The following is a 21,246-nucleotide window of genomic DNA, read 5'->3' on the forward strand; positions in this document are numbered from 1 at the left end:
AGCTTGAAAGCAGAGCTCGTCGTCAATTTTGAGCATCGCTGTATGTTTACGCGATGTTCTTTTTTTATTAAGGAGAGGCTATGATTTTTAATAAGCAGGTAGAGACATACAGCCAACAGCACGAATTACTACGCCCAGGCGATCATTATCTCCTGGGTGTTTCTGGTGGCGTTGATTCAATCGTATTATTACATTATTTTGTGAATAACCCTATGCTTAATAAACAGCTGACAGTGGTGCATGTTAATCATCAGTTACGACCAGAAGCTGACATGGAAGCGAAGTTTGTGCGGGAGATTTGTGAAGCCTATGATGTTCCATTTATGGAAAAAATAATTGATGTACAAGGTATTCAAAAGTCTGAAAAAATCGGTTTAGAAGAAGCCGCACGTCAAGGACGTTACCGTTGTTTTGAAGAAGTAATGGTCAGTGTTGAAGCGTCTTCGCTAGTACTCGCTCATCATGCGGATGACCAGGTGGAAACGATATTAATGAGATTAACACGCGGCAGTCAAGGTAGCGGTTACGCAGGTATGCCGATTAAAAGAGCATTTAGCAGAGGTCAATTAATTCGACCTTTCTTAGCTGTTACAAAAAAGGATATTATGCTTTACGCTAAGGCTAATAAGTTAAAACATGTGGAAGATGCATCGAACGCTGAAGATGATGCTACTCGCAATCGATTCAGACATCATGTTGTACCTTTATTGCAACAAGAAAACCAGCAAGTTGCAAAGCAGTTTTCAGCTTTTCATGAGGAGCAAACAGATTTAAGTGAATTTGCTACAACAATGATGCTAAAGCAAATAGAGGATGTTATCCTAAAAGAAGATAAACGATATGTTGTACAAATTGAAAAATTTAAAAAGCTGCATAAAATCATCCAAACTTTAATGATACGACAGGTTATCCGAGAATTATTACCGGATAATAGTGTGAGTATTAGCAAAAATAACATTATTGATGTGTTGGATTTATTGAAAGCAGCGTCTCCGTCTGCTAAACTATATTTACCTTCCGGATTACAATTGTTCCGCGTTTATGACGAAGCTTATTTCCAATTTGATAACATGGAGAAAAGTGAACGCTTTTATTATGAAATGCAACCATTAACAACAGTCCAGTTGTCGGGAAACGGCTCAATTAGCTGCGAAATACTAACAGAAGATACAATAATACATCCTGAAAAAACACAGTTGGTGCTAAATGCAACAGACATTGAATTTCCGCTGATTATAAGGTCCCGTTTACCTGGTGATCGTATAAAACTAAAAAAAACGGGCGGTACTCGCAAGCTGAAAAATATTTTGATTGATGAAAAAATACCGCAACATTTACGAGATGGTATCCCTGTTGTGACAGATGCAGCTGGTGAAATCATTTGGTTACCCACTTTAAAACATTCCGCCTTTTTGGCGTGTGTCAATAAAAAGCAACAACAATACTTGATTCAATATAATAGTCTATAGGAGGACGAAATTAGATGCGTGAAGATATTTTAGAAGTACTTATTTCAGAAGAAGAGATTGCCCAAAAGGTTGAAGAGTTAGGAAAAGAGCTTACAGCTACTTATCAAGATAAGTTTCCATTAGTTATTGGGATTTTAAAAGGTGCAACACCATTTATGATGGATTTAGTACGTACAATTGATACGCAAGTAGAATTTGATTTTATGGATGTTTCAAGCTATGGTGCAGGCGTATCTTCAAGTGGTGAAGTTAAAATCATTAAAGATTTAGATGCTTCAGTTGAAGGTCGCGATTTAATCATCGTTGAAGATATTATTGATAGTGGTCGTACATTAGCTTACTTAATGAACATGCTGAAAAATCGTAAAGCTCGTTCAATTAAATTAGTAACACTGTTGGATAAACCAGCTGGACGCGTTGTTGATATTGAAGTAGATCATGCATGTTTTAACGTGCCAAATGAATTTGTCGTGGGTTATGGTCTTGATTATGCAGAACGATATCGTAACTTGCCGTACATCGGTATTTTAAAACCTGAAGTGTACACGGATTAATTATAAGTGAATAAAGGTCAAATTATTGGGAAAAGAAAATCCTTTATGCTATTATTAATGTAGCTTTTTAAGACGAATTGCAAGGGGTAAACTCCTGAGCTTTAAGTAAAATTAAGTATTTTAAGAGTGTAAGTGCGAGTGGGAAAATTTGTATCAGTGGAACAAAATAAATAGCTCTTTATGCTATTAGTGGGTACTGTTGATCAGAAAAACACTTACATCAGAGGAGGTAAGGAATGAACCGTATTTTTAAACAAGGTATACTTTATGTCATTGTACTCGTTGTTATAGTGGGGATTGTTAACTTTATAAGTGGCGATAAAAACCAGCAACGTGACATTCGTTACGATGAATTTACAACTGCATTAAAAGACAACAAAGTTGAGTCGTACTCAATTAAACCAAGCCGTGGTGTTTTTCTTATTGAAGGTACATATAAAGACAGCGCAGCGAATAAAAGCGATAAGAAAGATACTTTAGAATTTACAACATTTTCTGTCGATTCTGAAGTAACTGTTGCTGATATTAAGGCAGATACTGCTAAGGGTGTTAAAACTGAGGTTCTTCCTCAGGATCAACCAAGTGGTTGGGTAACATTCTTAACAACATTACTACCATTCTTGTTATTGTTACTCTTCATTTTCTTTATGATGAGCCAAGCACAAGGCGGCGGTGGCGGCGGTAAGATGATGAACTTTGGTAAGAGTAAAGCGAAAATGTATGATAACTCTAAAATCAAAGTGCGTTTTTCTGACGTAGCGGGTGCTGATGAAGAGAAACAAGAACTTATTGAAGTTGTTGATTTCTTAAAAGATCCACGTAAATATGCAAGTCTAGGTGCAAGTATTCCTAAAGGTGTTCTTTTAGTAGGACCTCCGGGAACTGGTAAAACATTGCTTGCAAAAGCTGTTGCAGGTGAAGCCGGTACACCATTCTTCTCAATTAGTGGTTCTGATTTCGTTGAGATGTTTGTTGGTGTTGGTGCTTCACGTGTACGTGATTTGTTTGAACAAGCGAAGAAAAATGCACCGTGTATTATCTTCATTGATGAAATTGATGCTGTTGGTCGTCAACGTGGCGCTGGTGTCGGTGGTGGACATGATGAGCGTGAGCAAACATTAAACCAGTTACTTGTTGAGATGGATGGTTTCCAAGGAAACGAAGGAATTATCATGATTGCAGCAACTAACCGTGCGGATGTTCTTGACCCTGCACTTTTACGTCCAGGTCGTTTTGACCGTCAAATTACTGTTGATCGCCCTGATGTTAAGGGACGTGAAGCTGTACTTAAAGTGCATGCTCGTAACAAACCATTTGCTGACGATGTTGATTTGAAAGCAATTGCACAACGTACGCCAGGTTTCTCTGGTGCTGACTTAGAAAACCTTTTAAACGAGGGTGCTCTTGTTGCAGCGCGTCGTGATAAAACTAAAATTGATATGTCTGATATTGATGAAGCAACAGACCGTGTTATTGCGGGTCCTGCTAAGAAAAATCGTGTTATCAGTAAGAAAGAACGTAAAACAGTTGCTTTCCATGAAGCAGGCCATACGATTATTGGTACTGTTCTTGATGAAGCCGAAGTGGTGCATAAAGTAACGATTGTCCCTCGTGGACAAGCCGGTGGTTATGCTGTCATGATGCCAAAAGAAGATCGTTTCTTGTTAACTGAAAATGAATTGCTTGATCGTATCACTGGCTTGCTAGGTGGACGTGTTGCTGAAGATATCACTTTTGGTGAAGTATCAACAGGCGCAAGTAATGACTTTGAACGTGCAACTGAAATGGCTTACCGTATGGTAACCGAATGGGGAATGAGCAAAAAAATCGGACCTCTTCAATTCAAAGGTAGCAATGACAATGTATTCTTAGGTCGCGATATGAATAGCGGAAAAGGTTTCTCTGACCAAATCGCTTATGAAATCGATACTGAAGTTCAACGCATTATCACAGATTGTTATACACGTGCGAAAGATATCTTAACTGAACACGAAGTGCAGTTAGGTGTTATCGCTAATAAATTACTTGAAATTGAAACGCTTAACGCGAAAGAAATCCGTAGCCTCTTTGAAACAGGCGAAATGCCAGCTGAAGAAGAAGCAGAAGATACAACAGCAGTTGTTGATGCAACAGCAAACGTATCGGTGGATGAAATTGGCGATAAAGAAACAACAGATGCTGTTGATAAACCAACAATCGATACAACTACTGCTGAAACAGTAAATGAATCGACAATTGATAACCCAACAACAGAAGATAAAAAATAAAAATTAGCATGAGTGAGCCAGGGAATGCGTGGCTCACTTTTTGTTTAGAGGAGCTATGGAAATGAAAGATTATTTAATTAAAGCAGTTGCTTGTGATTCACAAGTTCGTGCTTTTGCAGCAATTACAACAAATACTGTGGGAGAAGCTCAAAGCCGTCACAATACTTTGCCGGTCACATCGGCAGCTCTAGGACGTTCGATGACAGGTGCATTGATGTTGGGTATGAGTGGAAAAGGTGATCAAAAAATCACTTTGAAAATTGAAGGTGATGGACCAATCGGCGCTATTATTGCCGACAGTGATGCACATGGTAAAGTGCGAGGTTATGTACAAAACCCGCATGTTCATTTTACAGAGTTGAATGAGAGCGGCAAACTTGATGTGCGTCGTGGAGTTGGAACAACAGGTACGGTTACAGTAACAAAAGACATTGGTATGCGTGAAAAAATTAATGGGCAAGTGCCGTTGATTTCAGGTGAAATAAGTGAAGATATCACATATTACTTAGCGACAAGTGAACAAATTCCTTCGGCAGTTGGCGCAGGTGTTTTAGTTAATCCAGATGCAACAATTCAAGCATCTGGCGGTTTTATGATTCAATTATTACCAAATGCATCTGATGAAGTTATTTCACAAATTGAGAATAAACTAGCAGCAATGCCAACAATCTCTAAATTAATAGATGAAGGTCGTACGCCAGAAGAAATCTTAACTGATATTCTTGGCGATGATGTTAAAGTTTTGGAAAAAGTTCCTGTTGAGTTTGAGTGTGTGTGCTCTAAAGAGCGCTTTTCATCAGCAATTGTGACTTTAGGTGAAAAAGAAATTCGTGATATGATTGAAGAAGATGGTGGGGCAGAAGCAAGTTGTCACTTCTGTGGTAATAAATACGATTTTTCAGTCACAGACTTAGAGGGTTTAATCGAAGAAACAAAAAACAAATAAACAGTCTAATCTTGACAAGAATACTAGGAATTGATAAAGTTGATTTAACAACAAACTGAAGGAGTGTTAAAAATGGCAATTTATAATTCTGCACTAGATTTAGTAGGAAGCACACCGATTGTTAAGTTAAATCGCTTAGTCAAAGAAGGCGACGCTGAAGTTTATGTGAAGCTTGAGTATCAAAATCCTGGCGGAAGCGTTAAAGATCGTATTGCGAAAGCGATGATTGAAGATGCTGAAAAAGCAGGTTTGTTAAAAACAGGCGATACTATTGTTGAACCTACGAGTGGGAACACAGGTATTGGATTAGCTTTTGTTGCAGCAGTCAAAGGTTATGCCTCTGTGTTTGTGATGCCTGATACAATGAGTATTGAACGTCGTAAACTTTTAGAGGCCTACGGTGCTAAGTTGGTTTTAACACCAGGTGCAGAAGGAATGAAGGGCGCCATTGCAAAAGCAAAAGAACTGTCGGAAACAGACGGTTATTTTATGCCTCAACAGTTTAGTAATCCTTCCAACCCAGCTATTCACGAAACCACAACAGGACCTGAAATTCTTGCTGATTTTGGTGATAAAGGTTTAGACGCCTTCATTGCAGGCGTTGGAACAGGTGGCACAATTTCTGGTGTTGGCCATGTATTGAAAAAAGCAAATCCTGACGTGAAAATTTATGCATTAGAACCATTGGAGTCGCCTGTACTTGCAGGTGGTAATCCCAGTCCTCATAAAATCCAAGGTATTGGTGCAGGTTTTATCCCAGATACTTTAGATACAGAAGTTTATGATGGTATTTTACAAGTATCAAGTGAAAATGCATTAAAAACAGCACGTCTTGTTGCGAGTCAAGAAGGTCTGCTAGTAGGTATTTCTTCAGGTGCAACTATTTATGCAGCATTAGAACAAGCAGCTAAATTAGGTGCAGGTAAAAAAATATTAGCGATTGTTGCGAGCAATGGGGAACGATACTTAAGTACACCTTTATATGAATTTGATGATCAGGTTTAATTCAAATTAAACGATACATTATTTTAGCACTTTGATACAGCCGATTTAGGTTGATTCAGAGTGCTTTTTTTATAAAAGCTTTTTTTTATAAAACAGTCATATGATTTTATACAATAATAACGTAAAATAGAATAGGTAAACATTGTTATTTTCGAAAGGGGTTATTACTAATGACGCTTTTGTGGAACAGGCCCCACCCTACCTATGTGATGGGGATATTAAATATTACACCAGATTCTTTTTCTGACGGTGGTCAATTCAATACAACGACTTTAGCGGTTAATCGTGCATTGGAAATGGTAGAAGATGGTGCTCATCTGATAGATATCGGTGGGATATCAACGCGCCCAGGTTATTCGGAAGTGCCGTTAAAAGAGGAGTTAAATAGGGTGTTGCCTATTATTGAAATGATTTCTTCTAAAAGTAATATTCCACTGTCTATTGATACTTATCGTGCTGAAACAGCTTATCAAGCGATTCAAAAAGGAGCATCATTGATTAATGATCAATGGCGAGCAACATATGATAATGAGATGGCAAGTGTAGCAGCTGAACAAAATGTTCCGATTGTGTTAATGCATAATCGTCAAAAGTCAGACTACAAACATTTTTTTGAGGATTATTTGGAAGATATGGAAGAAAGTATAACTATCTGTTTAAAAGCAGGTGTGCCGAAGCAGCATATTATATTAGATCCTGGTTTTGGATTTGTAAAAACAGCGCAACAAAATATAGAAGTAACACGTCGTCTAGGCGAGCTTGCTAACTTGGGATATGATGTTCTTTATGCGGCCAGCCGCAAGCGGACAATTGGTGCGATGTTAGGTGATTTGCCCGTCGATCAAAGAATGGAAGGAACAGGTGCAATGTCAGCTTATGCAGTGATGCAAGGCGCTGCAGCTGTGAGAGTACATGATGTGAAAGAAATAACACGAATGATGCGTGTGATTGATATTATGAAACGAAAGGTTGAGTGGAATGGATAAAATATTTTTGAAAAATTGTGAGTTTTATGGTTTTCATGGTGTGTTACCCGAGGAAACAGCTCTAGGTCAAAGGTTTGTTATATCGTTAATATTAGAGATGGATACGCGTATACCAGGCAAGAGTGATGAGGTATCTGATACAGTGAGTTATGCCGATGTATTTGATACTATGCGTGTGATAGTTGAGGAAGAGTGTTATAAATTATTGGAAACGTTAACGGATCGATTAGCGATGGTTATTTTAGAGCAGTATCCACTAATTGAGTTTGTCACTGTTACTGCGGAAAAACCACGTCCACCTATTAATGGCCATTTTGAGTCTGTGGCTGTTGAAATTAAACGTAGCCGTAAGGATATCGAATGATGACAGTGTATCTCAGTTTAGGTAGTAACATGGGAGAACGAATTGACTTTTTAAGCGCTGCAATTAAACGAATCGGCGAAATTGAGGGTGTAAAAGTTGTTAATTGTTCGTCCGTATACGATACGCCACCATGGGGATACATTGAACAGGCTACTTTTTATAATTGTGTTCTCGCCATTCAAACTGATTTAGAGGCAGAAGTGTTGTTGCAAAAGTTGTTAGCAATTGAAAAGGATTTAGGTCGAGAGCGTTTGTTCAAATATGGTCCGCGTGTGATCGATATTGATATTTTGTTATATGGTGATGAGATTCATGATAGTGAAACGTTATCTGTACCGCATCCGTTCATGTATGAACGTGCATTTGTACTGGTACCACTACGCGAGATTGCACCTGAGCATGTGCCTTTAGACAGTCCAGGACTGAATGATACATCAGGTATTGTTAAAGTATCTGAACCCTTGCAATAATGTTGCGTGGCATCATCTAGTTATGTTAGTATGAGTATGCTGAAAAGAGTTTGTTTTCAAAAAGACATTAGACATTAGGCTAGTGTTTTTTTATAAGGTTTTTTGTAGTCATTGTGAAAATATTGGTAAGTAATTGATTTCAAAAAGCGTTCGATAGAGTGCCTAACTAAAATGTATAAAAGAGGAGTGTCCACTGTTATGAATCAACCACATGAAGAAATGAATGATCAGTTACAAGTGCGTCGTGAAAAATTACAACATTTATATGATGAAGGGATTAATCCTTTCGGACAAAAATTTGAGCGTACAGCTGATTCTAAAACAATTAATGAAAAATATGCAGAAATTGATAAAGAAGCATTAGAAGAACAAGCAATTGAGGTAACTATTGCTGGACGTTTAATGACAAAACGTGGAAAAGGAAAAGTCGGTTTTGCTCATATACAAGATCGTTATGGTCGTGTTCAATTGTATGTTCGTAAAGATGCTGTTGGTGATGCGGACTATGAATTGTTTAAAACAGCGGACTTGGGTGATATTGTTGGTATCACAGGGTTCTTGATGCGTACTAATACAGGTGAATTGACTGTTAAAGCCACATCTTACATGATTTTAAGTAAAGCGCTGCGTCCGTTACCAGATAAATACCATGGCTTAACAGATGTAGAACAAATATACCGTCAACGTTACCTTGATCTTATTGCGAATGAAGAAAGTCGTGAGCGTTTTGTTCAACGTAGCCAAATTATTCGTTCATTGCGTGACTTTTTTGCTCAAAAAGAATATATGGAAGTTGAAACACCAACACTGCATTCAGTTGCAGGTGGTGCAGCAGCGAAACCGTTTGTTACACATCATAATGCCTTAGACATTGAAATGAATCTTCGTATTGCGTTGGAATTACATTTGAAACGCTTAATCGTCGGTGGCCTTGAACGTGTTTACGAAATTGGTCGTGTATTCCGTAATGAAGGAACAAGTACTCGCCATAACCCTGAATTCACGATGCTTGAATCTTATGCAGCCTATGAAGATTTCCAAGATATCATGGATCTAACAGAAGGTGCATTCGTTTACTGTGCTAAGGAAGTATTGGGTAAAACAGCGATTACTTATGGCGAATATGAGTTAGATTTAGGTAAAAAATGGACTCGTATTCATATGGTAGAAGCAATTAAACAATATTCTGGTGTTGATTTATGGGAAGTAGATACAGAAGAAGCCCGTCGTTTAGCCAAAGAGCATAATGTAGCAATCACTGAACATATGACATATGGACACGTTGTTAATGAATTTTTCGAAACGTTTGTTGAAGAGAAATTGATTGAGCCGACATTTGTTTTCGGGCATCCGTTGGAAATCTCGCCTTTAGCGAAGAAAAATGTTGAAGATCCACGTTTTACTGATCGTTTTGAGTTATTTATAGTAGGGCGTGAACACGCCAACGCATTTAGCGAGTTGAATGACCCAATTGATCAAAGAGAGCGTTTTGCTGCTCAAATAAAAGAGCGTGAAGAAGGTAATGATGAAGCTCATGAAATGGATGAAGATTTCTTAGAGTCTTTAGAATATGGTATGCCGCCTACTGGTGGACTTGGTATCGGTGTTGATCGAATGGTGATGTTATTAACGAATGCCGCATCTATTCGTGATGTATTGTTATTCCCGACAATGCGTCCGCACGATAAATAAGCAGTTTAAAAAGCCCAATAGAACTTGTTCTGTTGGGCTTTTTATATCTTTTATTAAATATATATAAGAATTTGCAGATAGATGATTGACAACGTCTTGTTATCGTTGTATTATATAAAAGTTACCACTTCTAAAAGAGATAAAACATTTTAAAAAGTATTTAAATAACTATTGATTATATCAAATAGTTATGATAATATTATATAAGTTGAAACGAGCTAATAGTGTTCGTACTAAACTTTTCAAAACCGTTGACATCCCTTGATAGACATGGTATGATTTAAAAGTTGTGTTAGTCAAATGACAAACAATAACAACTGAAAAAATAATAACAAAAGTTGTTGACTTTGAACTTCTTCTTATGTATAATAAAGAAGTTGTCACAAAAGAGACAGCGATTGACCTTTGAAAACTGAATGAACGAAAAGACATATTATATGCTTAAACTCTTCGGAGTTTAACCAATTAATTTCGTAACGCAAACAAGTAACAAATTTTTAGCTAGCGAACTAGTTAAGGATCATTTGATGGTTTAAACACTATCACTTTTTAACGAGAGTTTGATCCTGGCTCAGGACGAACGCTGGCGGCGTGCCTAATACATGCAAGTCGAACGAACGGATAAAGAGCTTGCTCTTTTGAAGTTAGTGGCGGACGGGTGAGTAACACGTGGGTAACCTGCCTCACAGCTGGGGATAACATCGAGAAATCGATGCTAATACCGAATGTGCTGAACATCATAAGATGTTCAAGTGAAAGACGGTTTCGGCTGTCACTGTGAGATGGACCCGCGCTGGATTAGCTAGTTGGTAAGGTAATGGCTTACCAAGGCGACGATCCATAGCCGACCTGAGAGGGTGATCGGCCACATTGGGACTGAGACACGGCCCAAACTCCTACGGGAGGCAGCAGTAGGGAATCTTCGGCAATGGACGAAAGTCTGACCGAGCAACGCCGCGTGAGCGAAGAAGGCCTTCGGGTCGTAAAGCTCTGTTGTTAGAGAAGAACATGGGTGAGAGTAACTGTTCACCCCTTGACGGTATCTAACCAGAAAGCCACGGCTAACTACGTGCCAGCAGCCGCGGTAATACGTAGGTGGCAAGCGTTGTCCGGAATTATTGGGCGTAAAGCGCGCGCAGGCGGTCTCTTAAGTCTGATGTGAAAGCCCCCGGCTCAACCGGGGAGGGTCATTGGAAACTGGGAGACTTGAGGACAGAAGAGGAGAGTGGAATTCCAAGTGTAGCGGTGAAATGCGTAGATATTTGGAGGAACACCAGTGGCGAAGGCGGCTCTCTGGTCTGTTACTGACGCTGAGGCGCGAAAGCGTGGGGAGCAAACAGGATTAGATACCCTGGTAGTCCACGCCGTAAACGATGAGTGCTAAGTGTTAGGGGGTTTCCGCCCCTTAGTGCTGCAGTTAACGCATTAAGCACTCCGCCTGGGGAGTACGACCGCAAGGTTGAAACTCAAAGGAATTGACGGGGGCCCGCACAAGCGGTGGAGCATGTGGTTTAATTCGAAGCAACGCGAAGAACCTTACCAGGTCTTGACATCCTTTGACCATTCTGGAGACAGAACTTTCCCTTCGGGGACAAAGTGACAGGTGGTGCATGGTTGTCGTCAGCTCGTGTCGTGAGATGTTGGGTTAAGTCCCGCAACGAGCGCAACCCTTGATTTTAGTTGCCAGCATTTAGTTGGGCACTCTAAAGTGACTGCCGGTGTAAGCCGGAGGAAGGTGGGGATGACGTCAAATCATCATGCCCCTTATGACCTGGGCTACACACGTGCTACAATGGATAATACAAAGGGTCGCGAAGCCGCGAGGTGGAGCCAATCCCATAAAATTATTCTCAGTTCGGATTGCAGGCTGCAACTCGCCTGCATGAAGCCGGAATCGCTAGTAATCGTAGATCAGCATGCTACGGTGAATACGTTCCCGGGCCTTGTACACACCGCCCGTCACACCACGAGAGTTTGTAACACCCAAAGCCGGTTTGGTAACCTTCGGGAGCTAGCCGTCTAAGGTGGGATAGATAATTGGGGTGAAGTCGTAACAAGGTAGCCGTATCGGAAGGTGCGGCTGGATCACCTCCTTTCTAAGGAATAGGAACACATCTTCGGATGTGATAATGTTACAAATTAATTGTTATATGTTATGTCTAGCGTTCATTTAGTTTTGAGAAGTCAATCTTCTCCAAAGGGCCTATAGCTCAGCTGGTTAGAGCGCACGCCTGATAAGCGTGAGGTCGATGGTTCGAGTCCATTTAGGCCCACCATTAAATTACATACCCTTAAACGGGGCCTTAGCTCAGCTGGGAGAGCGCCTGCCTTGCACGCAGGAGGTCAGCGGTTCGATCCCGCTAGGCTCCACCAATTTTAAATTTGTTCTTTGAAAACTGAATACTAATTGATATTAAATAGAAAGACCAAGTAACAACCGAGACTCATTTTAGGTGATTTATAATCATCAGATCGTATCGCACGATCAACCAGACATGTGTTCATCATGTCGAACTTTGCCTCTTCGGAGGCAAGGTAAAGGAATACAACCATTGAAGTGTAGGAGTCATCTTACATCGAAAGACATTGTAAACCTGAAGGTTAAGTTAGAAAGGGCGCACGGTGAATGCCTTGGCACTAGGAGCCGATGAAGGACGGGACTAACACCGATATGCTTTGGGGAGCTGTACGTAAGCTTTGATCCAGAGATTTCCGAATGGGGAAACCTACTATGCTTGATCGCATAGTGTCTTCAACTGAATACATAGGTTGTTGACGGCAGACGCAGGGAACTGAAACATCTTATTACCTGCAGGAAGAGAAAGAAAAATCGATTTCCTAAGTAGCGGCGAGCGAAACGGAAACAGCCCAAACCAAAGAGCTTGCTCTTTGGGGTTGTAGGACACTCTACACGGAGTTACAAAAGAAACGTTTAGTTGAGTAACCTGGAAAGGTTAACCAAAGAGGGTAACAGTCCCGTAAACGAAAAGCGTTTCTCTCCAGAGTGGATCCTGAGTACGGCGGGACACGAGAAATCCCGTCGGAATCCACGGGGACCATCCCGTAAGGCTAAATACTCCCTAGTGACCGATAGTGTACCAGTACCGTGAGGGAAAGGTGAAAAGAACCCCGGAAGGGGAGTGAAATAGTTCCTGAAACCGTGTGCCTACAAGTAGTTAAAGCCCGTTAATGGGTGATAGCGTGCCTTTTGTAGAATGAACCGGCGAGTTACGTTTACTAGCAAGGTTAAGTTGATAAGACGGAGCCGCAGCGAAAGCGAGTCTGAATAGGGCGAATTAGTTAGTAGGCGTAGACCCGAAACCAGGTGATCTACCCATGTCCAGGATGAAGGTAAGGTAAAACTTACTGGAGGTCCGAACCCACGTAAGTTGAAAATTGCGGGGATGAGGTGTGGGTAGCGGAGAAATTCCAATCGAACCTGGAGATAGCTGGTTCTCTCCGAAATAGCTTTAGGGCTAGCCTCGAGGTTGAGAGTCATGGAGGTAGAGCACTGTTTGAACTAGGGGCCCATCTAGGGTTACTGAATTCAGATAAACTCCGAATGCCATCGACTTATACTCGGGAGTCAGACAGTGAGTGATAAGATCCATTGTCGAGAGGGAAACAGCCCAGACCACCAGTTAAGGTCCCTAAATATACGTTAAGTGGAAAAGGATGTAGTATTGCTTAGACAACTAGGATGTTGGCTCAGAAGCAGCCACCATTTAAAGAGTGCGTAATAGCTCACTAGTCGAGTGACACCGCGCCGAAAATGTACCGGGGCTAAACGTATTACCGAAACTGTGGATGGACATCTAAGATGTCCGTGGTAGGAGAGCGTTCTAAGGACAGTGAAGTCAGACCGAGAGGACTGGTGGAGTGCTTAGAAGTGAGAATGCCGGTATGAGTAGCGAAAGACGGGTGAGAATCCCGTCCACCGAATATCTAAGGTTTCCTGGGGAAGGCTCGTCCGCCCAGGGTTAGTCGGGACCTAAGCTGAGGCCGATAGGCGTAGGCGATGGACAACAGATTGATATTTCTGTACCAGTCATTAATGTTTGAGCGATGGGGGGACGCAGGAGGATACGAACGCATGCTGATGGATATGCATGTACAAGCAATTAGGCAGGGAAGTAGGCAAATCCGCTTTCCGTGTAAGCTGAGTTGTGATGTGGTGGCACCTAGTGCCGTAGGTTCTGATTCCACACTGCCAAGAAAAGCCTCTAGTTAGTTAATGACTGCCCGTACCGCAATCCGACACAGGTAGATGAGGAGAGAATCCTAAGGTGAGCGAGAGAACTCTTGTTAAGGAACTCGGCAAAATGACCCCGTAACTTCGGGAGAAGGGGTGCTCTATTAAGGTGAAAGCCTGAGAGAGCCGCAGTGAATAGGCCCAAGCGACTGTTTACCAAAAACACAGGTCTATGCAAAATCGTAAGATGACGTATATGGGCTGACACCTGCCCGGTGCTGGAAGGTTAAGAGGAGTGCTTAGCGCAAGCGAAGGTGCGAATTGAAGCCCCAGTAAACGGCGGCCGTAACTATAACGGTCCTAAGGTAGCGAAATTCCTTGTCGGGTAAGTTCCGACCCGCACGAAAGGTGTAACGATTTGGGCACTGTCTCAACAAGAGACTCGGTGAAATTATAGTACCTGTGAAGATGCAGGTTACCCGCGACAGGACGGAAAGACCCCGTGGAGCTTTACTGCAATCTGATATTGAATGTTTGTGTCACTTGTACAGGATAGGTAGGAGCCTTAGATTCCGGAGCGCTAGCTTCGGAGGAGGCGTTGGTGGGATACTACCCTTGTGACATGACCATTCTAACCCGCACCCCTTATCGGGGTGGGAGACAGTGTCAGATGGGCAGTTTGACTGGGGCGGTCGCCTCCTAAAGAGTAACGGAGGCGCCCAAAGGTTCCCTCAGAATGGTTGGAAATCATTCGCAGAGTGTAAAGGCACAAGGGAGCTTGACTGTGAGACCTACAAGTCGAACAGGGACGAAAGTCGGGCTTAGTGATCCGGTGGTTCCGCATGGAAGGGCCATCGCTCAACGGATAAAAGCTACCCCGGGGATAACAGGCTTATCTCCCCCAAGAGTCCACATCGACGGGGAGGTTTGGCACCTCGATGTCGGCTCATCGCATCCTGGGGCTGTAGTCGGTCCCAAGGGTTGGGCTGTTCGCCCATTAAAGCGGTACGCGAGCTGGGTTCAGAACGTCGTGAGACAGTTCGGTCCCTATCCGTCGCGGGCGCAGGAAATTTGAGAGGAGCTGTCCTTAGTACGAGAGGACCGGGATGGACACACCGCTGGTGTACCAGTTGTTCCGCCAGGAGCATCGCTGGGTAGCTATGTGTGGAAGGGATAAACGCTGAAAGCATCTAAGCGTGAAGCCCCCCTCGAGATGAGATTTCCCATCACTTTATGTGAGTAAGACCCCTGAGAGACGATCAGGTTGATAGGTTCGGAGTGGAAGTACAGCAATGTATGGAGCGGACGAATACTAATAGGTCGAGGACTTAACCTTATTAATTTTTAAAAAAGCGAAAATGACGATTGGTTGTCGCAAATTCTTTCTATATCAATAAGTATTCAGTTTTGAGAGTGCAAATTCTCTTGATAATTTCATATTATCCAAGCAATAATAAATTTTAGATAAGCAAGTTGTTCTAGGCGTTTATGAATCGATTGAGGAACATACTTATGGTATGTGACGATTGAGAGGAAGAAGACAACGAAGAAAAGCGAAGCTTAGGTAGAATTTAAAAACTGTTTGGTGACGATAGCAAAGAGGATACACCTGTTCCCATCCCGAACACAGTAGTTAAGCTCTTTAGCGCCAATGGTAGTTGGGGGTTTCCCCCTGTGAGAGTAGGACGTTGCCAAGCAATGGGGGATTAGCTCAGCTGGGAGAGCATCTGCCTTACAAGCAGAGGGTCGGCGGTTCGAGCCCGTCATCCCCCACCATTTTTTGCCGACTTAGCTCAGCTGGTAGAGCAACTGATTTGTAATCAGTAGGTCGCGGATTCGACTTCTGCAGTCGGCATTCATCTTTTTTAAAAAGATGCTGTCAAAAAATAATATCTAACTTGTTGAAAAACAAGAGCCGTTAGCTCAGTTGGTAGAGCATCTGACTTTTAATCAGAGGGTCGCTGGTTCGAGCCCAGCACGGCTCATAGTTAGCGGATGTGGCGGAATTGGCAGACGCACCAGATTTAGGATCTGGCGCCGCAAGGCGTGGGGGTTCAAGTCCCTTCATCCGCATTATGCGAAAGTAGTTCAGTGGTAGAACATCACCTTGCCAAGGTGGGGGTCGCGAGTTCGAATCTCGTCTTTCGCTCCATTTATATTTTTTTGTTTATTTACACCCTTGCCGGGGTGGCGGAACTGGCAGACGCACAGGACTTAAAATCCTGCGGTGAGTGATCACCGTACCGGTTCGATTCCGGTCCTCGGCACCATATATAGCGCCCATAGCTCAATTGGATAGAGTACTTGACTACGAATCAAGCGGTTAGAGGTTCGACTCCTCTTGGGCGCATTATACATACGGGAAGTAGCTCAGCTTGGTAGAGCACTTGGTTTGGGACCAAGGGGTCGCAGGTTCGAATCCTGTCTTCCCGATACGTGAAACAACTCATAATTTATGGGTTGTTTTTTTGTTGTTTAAAAAGATAATTAAGCCACTATTTAATATAAGCTGCTAAATTACCCAAGTTATGCTTGTTTGTATTTTAAAGCATTCGGCTTTACTTCTTAAAAAGTAATGGGGTATGATATGTTTTATCCATTCGAGTTGGATGAGTTGATATGTTTGCACTCGGAATTGCTATTCAGTATAATGAGTATAAGTCAAATTAGGTCAATCAAATTTTGACGGAAACTTGGAGGTTGATACTGATGAGCAATATGTCGGATGTTATAGAAGCCTATATTAAAAGATATCTTGAAGCAGAAGAAGCGATAGAATTAAAACGCAATGAAATGGCACTACATTTTCAATGCGTCCCCTCACAAATCAACTATGTGATTAATACACGATTTACAACAGAACGTGGTTATACAGTTGAAAGTAAACGTGGTGGCGGTGGCTATATACGTATTGTAAAAGTACGATTAAGTACTCATAGTCAATTAGTAGAAGCTTTGTTACATTTGCTTGAGGATAAGGAAATTACGGAAAATGTCGCTACAGATGTCACTTATCGACTGTATAAAGAAAATGTTGTCACAGAAAGAGAAGCTAACTTAATGATGGTTTCTTTAAGACAAAATTTATTAGGTGATAAAACAGGCGATAACGAAATAAGAAAACAATATTTACGTGCTTTTCTTGAACATTTAAAATACGCAGAATAAAAAATAGAAGTAATTATAAAGGAGTGGCTGATTATGTTTGGACGATTTACACAACGCGCACAAAAGGTTATTGCGTTATCGCAAGAAGAAGCAATACGTTTACGTCATAGTAATTTAGGAACGGAACATATTTTATTAGGTCTCATTCGTGAAGGTGAAGGCATTGCTGCTCAAGCTTTAAAAGAATTAGGGTTAGATACTGCCAAAATTGAAGCAGCCGTTGCAGAGCTAATCACAGAAGGTCAGGATGATGTACAAATCATTCGATATACACCGCGTGCTAAAAAAGTGATTGAACTTTCAATCGATGAAGCCCGTAAATTAGGCCATACTTACGTTGGGACAGAACATATCTTATTAGGATTGATTCGTGAAGGTGAAGGCATCGCTGCACGAATTTTTAGCAACTTAGATATCAGTCTTAACAAAGCGCGTCAGCAAGTACTACAATTGTTAGGTGTCAGTACACAACCTAACCAAGCAAATAGAGCTAATGTGCAAGGAACGCCTACTCTAGATGGTTTAGCTCGTGATTTAACTGAAACAGCACGAGAAGACAAATTGGATCCCGTTATCGGTCGTTCAAAAGAGATTCAACGTGTGATTGAAGTATTAAGTCGTCGTACAAAAAACAACCCAGTACTTATTGGTGAACCGGGTGTGGGTAAAACAGCAGTAGCTGAAGGACTCGCTCAACAAATTGTTAATAACGAGGTACCCGAAACGCTTCGTGGAAAACGTGTCATGACATTAGATATGGGGACAGTTGTTGCGGGAACAAAATACCGTGGTGAATTTGAAGACCGTCTTAAAAAAGTAATGGAAGAAATTCGTCAAGCAGGTAATGTTATTCTCTTTATTGATGAATTGCATACTTTAATTGGTGCAGGTGGTGCTGAAGGTGCAATTGATGCTTCAAATATTTTAAAACCGTCACTTGCCCGCGGTGAGTTGCAGTGTATTGGTGCAACAACACGTGATGAATACCGTAAATATATCGAAAAAGATGCAGCTCTTGAACGCCGTTTCCAACCAGTTCAAGTCGAAGAACCGTCAATTAAAGATTCAATTATGATTCTGCAAGGTTTACGTGATCGTTATGAAGCTCATCATGGTGTTGAGTTTACAGATGAAGCAATTGAAGCTGCTGTTACAATGTCACAACGCTATATTCAAGACCGTTTCCTACCAGATAAAGCAATTGATTTAATTGATGAAGCTGGCTCAAAAGTACGCTTGAAATCATTTGTAACACCTGTAAATGTTAAAAAACTTGAAAACGAATTAGCGAGTATTCGTCAAGAAAAAGACGCTGCAGTCCAAGGACAAGAGTTTGAAAAAGCAGCTGCTTTACGTGATAAAGAAAAACACTGTGCTAACAACTTGAAAGAATGCAAAGAAACATGGGACAGTGAAAAATTAGGCGATCACCAACAAGTTGATGCGCAAGTCATTGCTGAAGTAGTTGCTAGTTGGACAGGTATTCCGGTTGCGAAATTAGCAGAAACAGAATCACAACGATTATTAAATCTTGAAAAAATCTTGCATGAACGTGTTATCGGACAAGATGCGGCAGTTAAATCAATTTCTAAAGCAGTTCGTCGTGCGCGTGCGGGACTTAAAGATCCAGCGCGTCCAATTGGTTCATTTATCTTCCTTGGGCCTACAGGTGTAGGTAAGACCGAATTAGCACGTGCATTAGCTGAAGCGATGTTTGAAGATGAAGATGCAATGATTCGTATTGATATGAGTGAGTACATGGAGAAATTCTCTACGGCACGTTTGGTAGGAGCGCCTCCAGGTTATGTGGGTTATGAAGAAGGCGGACAGTTAACAGAAAAAGTACGTCAAAAACCATATGCTGTATTATTGCTTGATGAAATTGAAAAAGCCCACCCAGATGTCTTTAATATTTTATTACAGGTATTGGATGATGGTCGTTTGACTGATTCAAAAGGTCGAGTAGTTGATTTCAGTAACACGATTATTATTATGACATCTAATATTGGTGCACATGAGATAAAAGTGGATAAAACAGTTGGCTTTGGAGCAGTAGACCCTTCAAAAGATTTTGATGTCATGCAAAAACGCGTGTTAGCGTCATTGAAAAATGCATTCCGTCCTGAATTCTTAAACCGTATTGATGAAAATGTAGTGTTCCATTCACTCGGTGAAAAAGAATTAACTAAAATTGTTAAATTGATGGTTACACAACTTGAAAAACGTTTATCTGAACAAGATATTCACATTTCATTAACACCGAAAGCAATTAAAAAGATTGCCAAAGAAGGTTATGATCCAGAATATGGTGCACGTCCAATTCGTCGTGCCATCCAAAAAAATATTGAAGATTTACTTTCTGAAGAAATTCTTCGAGGCAATGTTATTAAAGGACAAGCAATTTCAATTGATTTAGATAAAGATGATACGTTCATCGTCAAAAAACCGCGTAAAAAAGCAGCGGTTAAATCAAAAGAAACAGCAAAACCAAAAACAAAAGCAACAAAAAAAACAGCGATTAAAACAAAATAAAACAATGTGTGTAAAGTTTGAGCAGAGGTCTAGAACCTCTGCTTTTTTTATTGAACTATAGATACAATTAATATCTGAATCCAATTTGAGAGATATAAGAGCCAGTTTCTGTATTTTGTTCGTTTTCAGAATAGGCTTATACCTGTTGTTTCCCTTAAAATATGTTAAACTTATTAGAAAATATACTATTGTAAAGAAGGTGCGTTATGGCAAAGAAAAAAGCGAGTACTAAATTTGTCTGCAACGCCTGCGGATATGAGTCTCCAAAATGGATGGGGCGTTGCCCTAACTGTAGCGAATGGAACCAAATGGTCGAATTTGTTGAGGCAAAAGTCCAAAAAGGACGAACTAGTTTTAATCATACAGAAGAAATGGAAAGTCAGCAGGCATTGCCTCTTTCTAAAATAACAAGTGAAACTGAACAACGTATCTTAACAGATATGCCAGAATTGAATCGTGTCCTCGGCGGGGGATTAGTTAAAGGTTCATTGGTGTTGGTCGGTGGTGACCCAGGGATTGGTAAATCAACACTATTGTTGCAAGTATCAGCACAACTCACAACAGCAAAACGCAAAGGCCTTTATGTTTCGGGAGAAGAATCAATCAAGCAAACAAAACTACGGGCTGAACGTTTAAATGTGGATGGGGATTTATTATATGTTTATGCGCAAACCGACTTAGAAGTCATCTCTAAAACAATTCAGACTTTACAGCCGGAATTTGTCGTGATTGATTCGATCCAAACCATCTATCACCCTGATGTGACAAGTGCAGCAGGGAGCGTCACACAAGTAAGAGAGTGTACGTCAGAATTGATGCGTCTTGCAAAGACGTTAAACATTGCCATCTTCATTGTCGGTCATGTGACAAAAGAGGGGACAATTGCAGGTCCACGTATGTTAGAACATATGGTTGACACTGTTTTATACTTTGAAGGTGAACGCCACCATGCCTACCGGATTTTACGCGCCGTAAAAAATAGGTTTGGATCTACCAATGAAATGGGTATCTTTGAAATGCGCGATGTCGGTTTGGTAGAGGTCGACAACGCCTCAGAAGTGTTTTTAGAAGAGCGTTTAGAAGGAGCTGCTGGTTCTGCAGTTGTTACCTCAATGGAGGGGACACGTCCTGTTCTGGTAGAGATTCAAGCATTGGTGTCACCGACTGTTTATGGAAATGCACGTCGAATGGCAACAGGAATGGATTATAATCGTGTTTCTCTAATTATGGCGGTACTTGAGAAACGTGAAGGTTTAATGCTTCAAAATCAAGATGCCTATCTTAAAGCAGCAGGTGGTGTGAAGTTAGACGAGCCTGCAATTGATTTAGCAATAGCAATAAGTATTGCATCGAGTTATTATGATACACCAACAGCAGCAATGGATTGCTTTATTGGTGAAGTCGGTTTAACGGGAGAGTTACGTCGTGTTGCTCGTATTGATCAACGCGTACAAGAAGCTGCAAAACTAGGTTTCAAACGTATTATTATACCAGCGAACAATATCGGTGGTTGGACATTCCCTGCTGAGATTGAAGTAGTAGGTGTATCAACATTAAAAGATGCGATTCATAAAGCATTTCCAAATAGATAAAAAGGAGGA

General features: G+C 41.1%; 12 protein-coding genes, 10 tRNA genes and 3 rRNA genes. All 25 read left to right on the forward strand.

Features of this window, described 5'->3' with window-relative positions; all coding sequences use genetic code 11:
- Nucleotides 1-80 precede the first annotated feature (80 nt).
- Nucleotides 81-1,469 (forward strand): tRNA lysidine(34) synthetase TilS, encoded by a 1,389-nt coding sequence (gene tilS, locus V6S17_RS00310; protein ID WP_029091274.1) that lies wholly within the window; start codon nt 81-83, stop codon nt 1,467-1,469.
- A 14-nt stretch (nt 1,470-1,483) separates the two neighbouring features.
- The gene (gene hpt / locus V6S17_RS00315) at nt 1,484-2,023 is read left to right on the forward strand and encodes a hypoxanthine phosphoribosyltransferase (RefSeq protein WP_029091273.1); all 540 of its coding nucleotides are present in this window, start codon (nt 1,484-1,486) and stop codon (nt 2,021-2,023) included.
- A 236-nt stretch (nt 2,024-2,259) separates the two neighbouring features.
- The gene (gene ftsH, locus V6S17_RS00320; protein ID WP_029091272.1) at nt 2,260-4,290 is read left to right on the forward strand and encodes an ATP-dependent zinc metalloprotease FtsH; all 2,031 of its coding nucleotides are present in this window, start codon (nt 2,260-2,262) and stop codon (nt 4,288-4,290) included.
- 61 nt (nt 4,291-4,351) lie between these two features.
- The gene (gene hslO, locus V6S17_RS00325) at nt 4,352-5,236 is read left to right on the forward strand and encodes an Hsp33 family molecular chaperone HslO (RefSeq protein ID WP_029091271.1); all 885 of its coding nucleotides are present in this window, start codon (nt 4,352-4,354) and stop codon (nt 5,234-5,236) included.
- Nucleotides 5,237-5,308: 72 nt separating this feature from the next.
- Complete coding sequence (gene cysK / locus V6S17_RS00330) at nt 5,309-6,241, forward strand: cysteine synthase A (RefSeq protein ID WP_029091270.1); 933 nt, start codon at nt 5,309-5,311, stop codon at nt 6,239-6,241.
- Nucleotides 6,242-6,411: 170 nt separating this feature from the next.
- Complete coding sequence (folP, locus tag V6S17_RS00335) at nt 6,412-7,227, forward strand: dihydropteroate synthase (RefSeq protein WP_029091269.1); 816 nt, start codon at nt 6,412-6,414, stop codon at nt 7,225-7,227.
- Complete coding sequence (gene folB / locus V6S17_RS00340) at nt 7,220-7,591, forward strand: dihydroneopterin aldolase (protein ID WP_029091268.1); 372 nt, start codon at nt 7,220-7,222, stop codon at nt 7,589-7,591. Before folP ends, folB begins: the two co-directional genes overlap by 8 nt.
- The gene (gene folK, locus V6S17_RS00345) at nt 7,588-8,061 is read left to right on the forward strand and encodes a 2-amino-4-hydroxy-6-hydroxymethyldihydropteridine diphosphokinase (protein ID WP_029091267.1); all 474 of its coding nucleotides are present in this window, start codon (nt 7,588-7,590) and stop codon (nt 8,059-8,061) included. The genes folB and folK overlap by 4 nt, the downstream gene beginning before the upstream one ends.
- A 198-nt stretch (nt 8,062-8,259) precedes the next feature.
- Nucleotides 8,260-9,753 (forward strand): lysine--tRNA ligase, encoded by a 1,494-nt coding sequence (gene lysS, locus V6S17_RS00350; RefSeq protein ID WP_029091266.1) that lies wholly within the window; start codon nt 8,260-8,262, stop codon nt 9,751-9,753.
- Nucleotides 9,754-10,301: 548 nt separating this feature from the next.
- A 16S ribosomal RNA gene (locus tag V6S17_RS00355) occupies nt 10,302-11,849 on the forward strand.
- Nucleotides 11,850-11,952: 103 nt separating this feature from the next.
- A tRNA-Ile gene (locus V6S17_RS00360) sits at nt 11,953-12,029 on the forward strand.
- Between the two features lie 21 nt (nt 12,030-12,050).
- Nucleotides 12,051-12,126, forward strand: a tRNA-Ala gene (locus V6S17_RS00365).
- Nucleotides 12,127-12,352: 226 nt separating this feature from the next.
- A 23S ribosomal RNA gene (locus tag V6S17_RS00370) occupies nt 12,353-15,281 on the forward strand.
- 245 nt (nt 15,282-15,526) lie between these two features.
- Nucleotides 15,527-15,642, forward strand: a 5S ribosomal RNA gene (gene rrf, locus V6S17_RS00375).
- The 16S, 23S and 5S rRNA genes sit together here with 10 tRNA genes alongside, the layout of an rRNA operon.
- A 3-nt stretch (nt 15,643-15,645) precedes the next feature.
- Nucleotides 15,646-15,721 (forward strand) — tRNA-Val (locus V6S17_RS00380).
- 6 nt (nt 15,722-15,727) lie between these two features.
- Nucleotides 15,728-15,800 (forward strand) — tRNA-Thr (locus V6S17_RS00385).
- A gap of 57 nt (nt 15,801-15,857) precedes the next feature.
- Nucleotides 15,858-15,930 (forward strand) — tRNA-Lys (locus V6S17_RS00390).
- Nucleotides 15,931-15,936: 6 nt separating this feature from the next.
- A tRNA-Leu gene (locus tag V6S17_RS00395) sits at nt 15,937-16,018 on the forward strand.
- Between the two features lie 4 nt (nt 16,019-16,022).
- Nucleotides 16,023-16,097 (forward strand) — tRNA-Gly (locus V6S17_RS00400).
- A gap of 29 nt (nt 16,098-16,126) precedes the next feature.
- Nucleotides 16,127-16,215: transfer RNA gene (locus tag V6S17_RS00405), tRNA-Leu, on the forward strand.
- Between the two features lie 6 nt (nt 16,216-16,221).
- Nucleotides 16,222-16,295 (forward strand) — tRNA-Arg (locus V6S17_RS00410).
- Nucleotides 16,296-16,304: 9 nt separating this feature from the next.
- Nucleotides 16,305-16,378: transfer RNA gene (locus tag V6S17_RS00415), tRNA-Pro, on the forward strand.
- Nucleotides 16,379-16,654: 276 nt separating this feature from the next.
- On the forward strand, nt 16,655-17,113 hold the full coding sequence (locus tag V6S17_RS00420; protein WP_029091570.1) for a CtsR family transcriptional regulator: 459 nt from the start codon (nt 16,655-16,657) through the stop codon (nt 17,111-17,113).
- Between the two features lie 30 nt (nt 17,114-17,143).
- On the forward strand, nt 17,144-19,645 hold the full coding sequence (locus V6S17_RS00425) for an ATP-dependent Clp protease ATP-binding subunit (protein ID WP_029091569.1): 2,502 nt from the start codon (nt 17,144-17,146) through the stop codon (nt 19,643-19,645).
- A gap of 206 nt (nt 19,646-19,851) precedes the next feature.
- Entirely contained in the window at nt 19,852-21,237 is a 1,386-nt protein-coding gene (gene radA / locus V6S17_RS00430; protein ID WP_029091568.1) for a DNA repair protein RadA, read from the forward strand.
- The last annotated feature ends 9 nt before the right edge of the window (nt 21,238-21,246 follow it).

Source organism: Brochothrix thermosphacta DSM 20171 = FSL F6-1036, from assembly GCF_036884295.1.
Taxonomy (GTDB): domain Bacteria; phylum Bacillota; class Bacilli; order Lactobacillales; family Listeriaceae; genus Brochothrix; species Brochothrix thermosphacta.

Excerpts from the sequence above, each read along its gene's own strand:
- tilS (WP_029091274.1), top strand. The coding sequence starts at position 81 with ATGATTTTTAATAAGCAGGTAGAGACATACAGCCAACAGCACGAATTA.
- hpt (WP_029091273.1), top strand. The coding sequence starts at position 1,484 with ATGCGTGAAGATATTTTAGAAGTACTTATTTCAGAAGAAGAGATTGCC.
- ftsH (WP_029091272.1), top strand. The coding sequence starts at position 2,260 with ATGAACCGTATTTTTAAACAAGGTATACTTTATGTCATTGTACTCGTT.
- hslO (WP_029091271.1), top strand. The coding sequence starts at position 4,352 with ATGAAAGATTATTTAATTAAAGCAGTTGCTTGTGATTCACAAGTTCGT.
- cysK (WP_029091270.1), top strand. The coding sequence starts at position 5,309 with ATGGCAATTTATAATTCTGCACTAGATTTAGTAGGAAGCACACCGATT.
- folP (WP_029091269.1), top strand. The coding sequence starts at position 6,412 with ATGACGCTTTTGTGGAACAGGCCCCACCCTACCTATGTGATGGGGATA.
- folB (WP_029091268.1), top strand. The coding sequence starts at position 7,220 with ATGGATAAAATATTTTTGAAAAATTGTGAGTTTTATGGTTTTCATGGT.
- folK (WP_029091267.1), top strand. The coding sequence starts at position 7,588 with ATGATGACAGTGTATCTCAGTTTAGGTAGTAACATGGGAGAACGAATT.
- lysS (WP_029091266.1), top strand. The coding sequence starts at position 8,260 with ATGAATCAACCACATGAAGAAATGAATGATCAGTTACAAGTGCGTCGT.
- V6S17_RS00420 (WP_029091570.1), top strand. The coding sequence starts at position 16,655 with ATGAGCAATATGTCGGATGTTATAGAAGCCTATATTAAAAGATATCTT.
- radA (WP_029091568.1), top strand. The coding sequence starts at position 19,852 with ATGGCAAAGAAAAAAGCGAGTACTAAATTTGTCTGCAACGCCTGCGGA.